We start from the raw sequence: 5246 nt of genomic DNA, 5'->3' as shown, positions 1-5246 counted from the left end.
AGAGGGGGGGGTGGGAAAAGCTTTGTCCGAAGCGTGGGGGAGGGGGGGGGGGGGTTTTGGGGTGTTGGTTTTTTGTTTTTTTTTTTTCCCCCCCCCCCCCCCCCCCCCCCACGACCGAAAGCCGCTGATCCCAGTCACCGTGAGGGCCACACCGGCCTTCCGGGTGTCGCGAAAGCCACTTTCGCGACGTCTGATGTCCCGAAACTGGCTTTCGCGACACGGACGCTCGACATCGGACGCGGCGAAGGACGCCTTCATCCCGTCGCCGGCTTTGACTTACCCCTCAATAACCAGAATCGCCAACTCACGAGGTCTGAGCTGATGACGGTCCTTTGTCGACATTTCATGGGATGAACCGACGTCACCCTCCACTGTGTCCCCACCGCTCCCCACCGGATTCCCCACTTTCGCCCCCACTTCGCCCCACAGCAGGGTTCCGGCTGCCGATAACCGGACGCATCAGGCATCGGTGAGGTTGCTTCGATACCCGCCCAGGGGGATCTTGGCCACCGTCCCCCACCACGCCCCCACCTGGCCCCACCTGGCTGACCAGCGAAAACGCCTGACACGACGGAGTGGTCGCGGCTTTTGACGCGTTGACTGTGGTGAAAAGTGGGGTACGGTGGTGCGCAGTGGGGCAGTAGGGAGCCCCGTGACCGGCATTGGCTGTTCACAGCCGAAGTCGGTAGGGAGGTGGAGCCGATGTTCCTCGGCACCCACACCCCGAAATTGGACGACAAAGGGCGGCTCACGCTGCCCGCGAAGTTCCGCGACGCGCTCGCCGGTGGGCTGATGGTCACCAAGGGACAGGATCACTGTCTCTTCGTCTTTCCCCGGGCCGAGTTCGAGCAGATGGCGAGGAAGGTCGCCGACGCCCCGTTCACGAACGAGGCGGTCCGGGCCTATCAGCGTTATCTCTTCGCCGGGACGGACGAACAACGCCCGGACGGGCAAGGACGCGTCGCGATCGCGTCCGAGCTCCGACGCTACGCCGGGTTGAACAAGGAGTGCGTGGTGATCGGGGCGATCACCAGGTTGGAGATCTGGGATGCCCAAGCGTGGCAGGGCTACCTGGACGAACACGAGGACAGCTACGCGAAGGCTCGAGAGGAAGTTCTGCCGGGCGTCTTCTAGACGTGACCGAGGAAGCACCCACGCCGTCGGGGGGCGCGGGTTCCTGCTTCGGACACGCCGGAAACCGCCCACACGGATGCCGTGAGGCCTCTGTCCGCTCAGTGGCCCTGGTACACCTTCCCCGGTACCAGGTCAGTAAGCGGGCGGACAGGGACCTGACGGCATCCGGCATCTTCCCCGGCACTACAGGAAAGGGGGGAAGACATGGCAGACGAACACGAGCACGTTCCGGTGCTGCTGAAGCGCATCGTCGAACTGTTCGAGCCGGTCTTCTCCGACCGCGAGGCCGTGCTGGTCGACGCGACCGTCGGACTCGGCGGTCATTCCGACGCGCTGCTCACCGCGTTCCCCGCACTGCGCCTGGTCGCGCTCGACCGGGATCCCAACGCGCTGGAACTCTCCGCGAAACGGCTTGCGCCGCACGGGGATCGCGTCGACTTCGTGCACGCCGTCTACGACGAGATGCCGTCGGCGCTCCAAGGTCTCGGACTGTCCAGAGTGGACGGGATCCTGTTCGACCTCGGTGTCTCTTCGATGCAGCTGGACCGCGCCGAGCGTGGTTTCGCCTACTCCAAGGATTCCCCGCTCGACATGCGGATGGACCCGACCACCGGGATCACCGCGGCCGACGTGCTCAACACCTACACGCCGGGCGAGCTGATCCGGATCCTGCGCGACTACGGCGAGGAACGGTTCGCCCAGCGGATCGTCAAAGCCGTTGTGGCGGCACGGGAGAAGGAACCTTTCACCCGCAGCGGACGGCTTGTGGAACTGCTGTACGACGCGGTTCCAGCGGCGAGCAGGCGCACCGGCGGGCATCCGGCGAAGCGCACCTTCCAGGCGTTGCGGATCGAGGTCAACGGCGAGCTGGAAGTGCTGCGGCGGGCGATGCCGCGGGCACTGTCGGTGCTGGCCGTCGGCGGCCGCATCGTCGTCGAGTCCTATCAGTCCCTCGAGGACCGCCTGGTCAAACAGGCACTCGCGGAACTGGCGAAATCCCGGACCCCGGAAGGGCTTCCGGTGGAACTACCGGGCCACGGCCCGGAACTGAAACTGCTCACCAGAGGGGCCGAGAAGGCCGGCGAGGCGGAGACCGAGCAGAACACACGGGCCGCCTCCGTGCGGCTGCGAGCCGCCGAACGGATCGGAGACCGAGCACGATGACCGCTCCCGCGAAGTCCCGCGGCCGCCGGACACCGGCGCCCGGACGAGGTGCCCGCGCGACCAGCACGGTCGACGAGACGCCGGACACCACCGAGACCACGAAGTCCAGCCGCGCCTCCCGCGGCCGGACGTCGGCGGCCGAACGCGCCTACGCCCGTCGCGCCCAGCGCGCGGATCTGCTGCAGCGCGACCAGCAGCGCAACCGTCCCGACGCCGAAGGCGGCGCGGGCAAGGCCGAGCCGAGGAAGAAACTCAAGCTGCGCTGGCCGCGTTCGCGCGCGTCGTTCGTGCTGATGATGATGGGCATGCTGGCCGTCGGCGTGGCGTGCACGCTGTGGCTGACCACGCAGGCCATCGCCGACTCGTACCGGCTCGAACAACTCCGCACGACCAACGCCGGGCTGGCCGAGGCGAAGGAACGGCTGCAGCGCGAGGTCGCGAAGGCCGAGTCGCCCGCTTCCCTCGCGCCCAAGGCCAGGGAGCAGGGCATGGTGCCCGGCGGCGACCCCGCGCACCTCGTGGTCAGCCCGGACGGACAGTCCACTGTGGTCGGTGAGCCGAAGAAGGCGGAAGCCGACACGCCCGCGGCGCAGGCCGATCCGGTGCCGCCGCCCGCCGAGGGGACACAGCAAGGCGCGCCGATCGAGGGCGACCAGCCCGCGGTCCCGCAGGAGAACGCGGCGACCCCGGCGCAGGGAGGTCAGTGATGTCACCCGGCCGCCCGGCGCAGGCACGGGCCCGGTCGGTGGGGAGCGCGAGGCGGACCTACGCCGCCGGGACCCGCCGCGCAACCGCCCGGCGGGGCAACGGAGGGAATCCGAGCCGGTTCACCGGCGTCCGGATCCTGCTGATCATCATGATGGTGCTCGCCGGCCTCAAACTGGTGCAGGTGCAGTGGTTCGAGGCCGGTGCGCTGTCCGAAGCCGCGGAACGGCAGCGGACGTCCGTGATCGAAAGTCCCGCGCAGCGTGGGTCCATCATGGACCGCAACGGGACGAAGATCGCGTTCAGCATCGAGGTGCGGACACTCGCGGTGAGCCTGAATTGGCTCCACAAGACCAGGGAAGACTTCGCGGCGAAGAACCCGACCAAGGGCAATACCTTCGAGGCCGACGTGGCGGCCGCGGCGAAGGCGATCGCGGCCAGGCTGCCGGGGGTGATCACCGAGAAGGAACTGCTGGACAAGTTCCACAAGCCGGATGGGTTCACCTACCTGGTCCACGACATCGAACCGTCGGTCGCCGACGCGATCGTCAAGCAATTCCCGTGGATCAGCGTCGAGAAGCGCTCGAAGCGGGAGTACCCCGGTGACTCGGTGGGCGCGAACATCATCGGCTACGCGAACTGGCGGACCGACGACAAGGACGTCTCCAAGCACAACCTGCACGGTGGCTACGGCCTCGAAGCCTCGCGGGACTACGACCTCGCCGGAACGCCGGGCCGCAAGATCGTCAACACCCGGAACGGCAACGACAACCTTGTCATCCCCGGTACCGAGCGGGACATCCAGAACGCCGTCCCCGGTTCGGATCTGCAGCTGACGATCGACACCGACCTGCAGTACGAACTGCAGCGGCAGCTGAGCGAGTACGTCGTCAAGTCGAAGGCCAAGGGCGGCCAAGCGGTCATCATGGATGCGAAGACCGGCGAGGTCTACGCGCTGGCCAACGACAAGACGGTCAACCTCAACGACCCGGCTTCGCGCAGTGAAACGGAGAACCTGAACAACCGCGCGGTGACCACGCCGTTCGAACCCGGTTCGGTGAACAAGATCGTCACCGCCGCGGGCGCGATCGACCAGGGCGTCACCACGCCGGAGTCGTCGATGTCGGTGCCGGGTTCGCTGCAGGTCGCGGACAAGATCGTCAAGGACGCCTGGCACCACGGGGCGCAGCAGTTCACCACCACCGGCATCTTCGCGAAGTCCTCGAACGTCGGCACCCTGTTGCTGGCGCAGAAGCTGGGCGAGGACCGTTACGCGGACCTGCTCAAGAAGTTCGGTCTCGGCCAGCGCACCGGTCTCGGCCTCCCCGGCGAGAGCCCGGGCGTCGTCCCGCCGCTCAACCAGTGGTACGCCACGACTTTCGGGAACCTGCCGATCGGGCAGGGGCTCTCGATGACCGTCGTGCAGATGGCCGCGATGTACCAGGCCATCGCCAACGACGGGCTGCGCGTGGAACCCCGTGTGGTCAAGGCGAAGGTCAACCCGGACGGGACCGTCGTCCCCGAACCGGCGCCGAAGACCGTGCAGGTCATCAGCCCGCAGGCGGCGAAGACCGTGCGCGACATGATGCGCGCCGTGACGCAGAGCGGCCGCGGGCAGCAGAGCGGCACCGGGCCGAAGGCGGCGCTGGAGGGCTACCAGATTTCGGGCAAGACGGGCACCGGCCAGCAGGTCGACCCGCAGACGAAGACGTACAGCAACCATCTGTACAACATCACCTTCGCCGGGATCCTGCCCGCCGACAACCCGCGGTTCGTGGTCGGTATCCGGCTCGACGCGCCGGACACCTCGCTGCCGGGCGGAGGCTCGTCCGCGCCGCTGTTCCACTCGGTGGCCGCCTACCTGGCGCAGCGGTTCCAGATCCCGCTTTCGAACGGTCCCACGCCTCAGGTGCCGCTGGTCCTGTCTTAAAGAGCCAGGAGTGTCTTAGGTACTTACTGGATTCTGGGTGCGAGTGATGGCAGGTCGGTGAAGGCCTCCTTGCTTACCCTGAAGGTAGTAAAGGAGGCCTTCACGGACTCCGTGGTGTCCAGAGGCTGTGTCGCGAAAGCCACTTTCGGGACATCAGACGTCGCGAAAGTGGCTTTCGCGACACCCCGGAACGACTGGTGTGGCCTCGAGGCGGCCCGGATCAGCGACTTCTCAGTCGTGAGTGGGGGTTTTGGGTTTTCCCCCCAACAACCCCCCCCCCCAACCCCCCCCCCCCCCCCCCCCCCCCCCCCTA

At 67.3% G+C, this 5246-nt stretch carries 4 protein-coding genes; all 4 read left to right on the top strand.

All coding sequences use genetic code 11. The features are described from left to right. The first annotated feature begins 702 nt into the window (after positions 1-702). A complete protein-coding gene (gene mraZ / locus ACZ5IK_RS31560; RefSeq protein WP_076155107.1) occupies positions 703-1134 on the top strand; it encodes a division/cell wall cluster transcriptional repressor MraZ in 432 nt (143 codons plus the stop codon). A gap of 204 nt (positions 1135-1338) precedes the next feature. Continuing rightward, the gene (gene rsmH / locus ACZ5IK_RS31555) at positions 1339-2298 is read left to right on the top strand and encodes a 16S rRNA (cytosine(1402)-N(4))-methyltransferase RsmH (protein ID WP_101606341.1); all 960 of its coding nucleotides are present in this window, start codon (positions 1339-1341) and stop codon (positions 2296-2298) included. Beyond that, on the top strand, positions 2295-3005 hold the full coding sequence (ftsL, locus tag ACZ5IK_RS31550; protein WP_465491044.1) for a cell division protein FtsL: 711 nt from the start codon (positions 2295-2297) through the stop codon (positions 3003-3005). Before rsmH ends, ftsL begins: the two co-directional genes overlap by 4 nt. After that, complete coding sequence (locus ACZ5IK_RS31545; protein ID WP_465491043.1) at positions 3005-4933, top strand: peptidoglycan D,D-transpeptidase FtsI family protein; 1929 nt, start codon at positions 3005-3007, stop codon at positions 4931-4933. The genes ftsL and ACZ5IK_RS31545 overlap by 1 nt, the downstream gene beginning before the upstream one ends. The last annotated feature ends 313 nt before the right edge of the window (positions 4934-5246 follow it).

Source organism: Amycolatopsis sp. NPDC031561 (assembly GCF_055580625.1).
The sequence above is the reverse complement of the archived record's forward strand: the minus strand, read 5'-3'. Positions and strand labels throughout refer to the sequence as shown.

Coding starts and splice junctions, on each gene's coding strand:
- mraZ (WP_076155107.1), top strand. CDS start 703: ATGTTCCTCGGCACCCACACCCCGAAATTGGACGACAAAGGGCGGCTC.
- rsmH (WP_101606341.1), top strand. CDS start 1,339: ATGGCAGACGAACACGAGCACGTTCCGGTGCTGCTGAAGCGCATCGTC.
- ftsL (WP_465491044.1), top strand. CDS start 2,295: ATGACCGCTCCCGCGAAGTCCCGCGGCCGCCGGACACCGGCGCCCGGA.
- ACZ5IK_RS31545 (WP_465491043.1), top strand. CDS start 3,005: ATGTCACCCGGCCGCCCGGCGCAGGCACGGGCCCGGTCGGTGGGGAGC.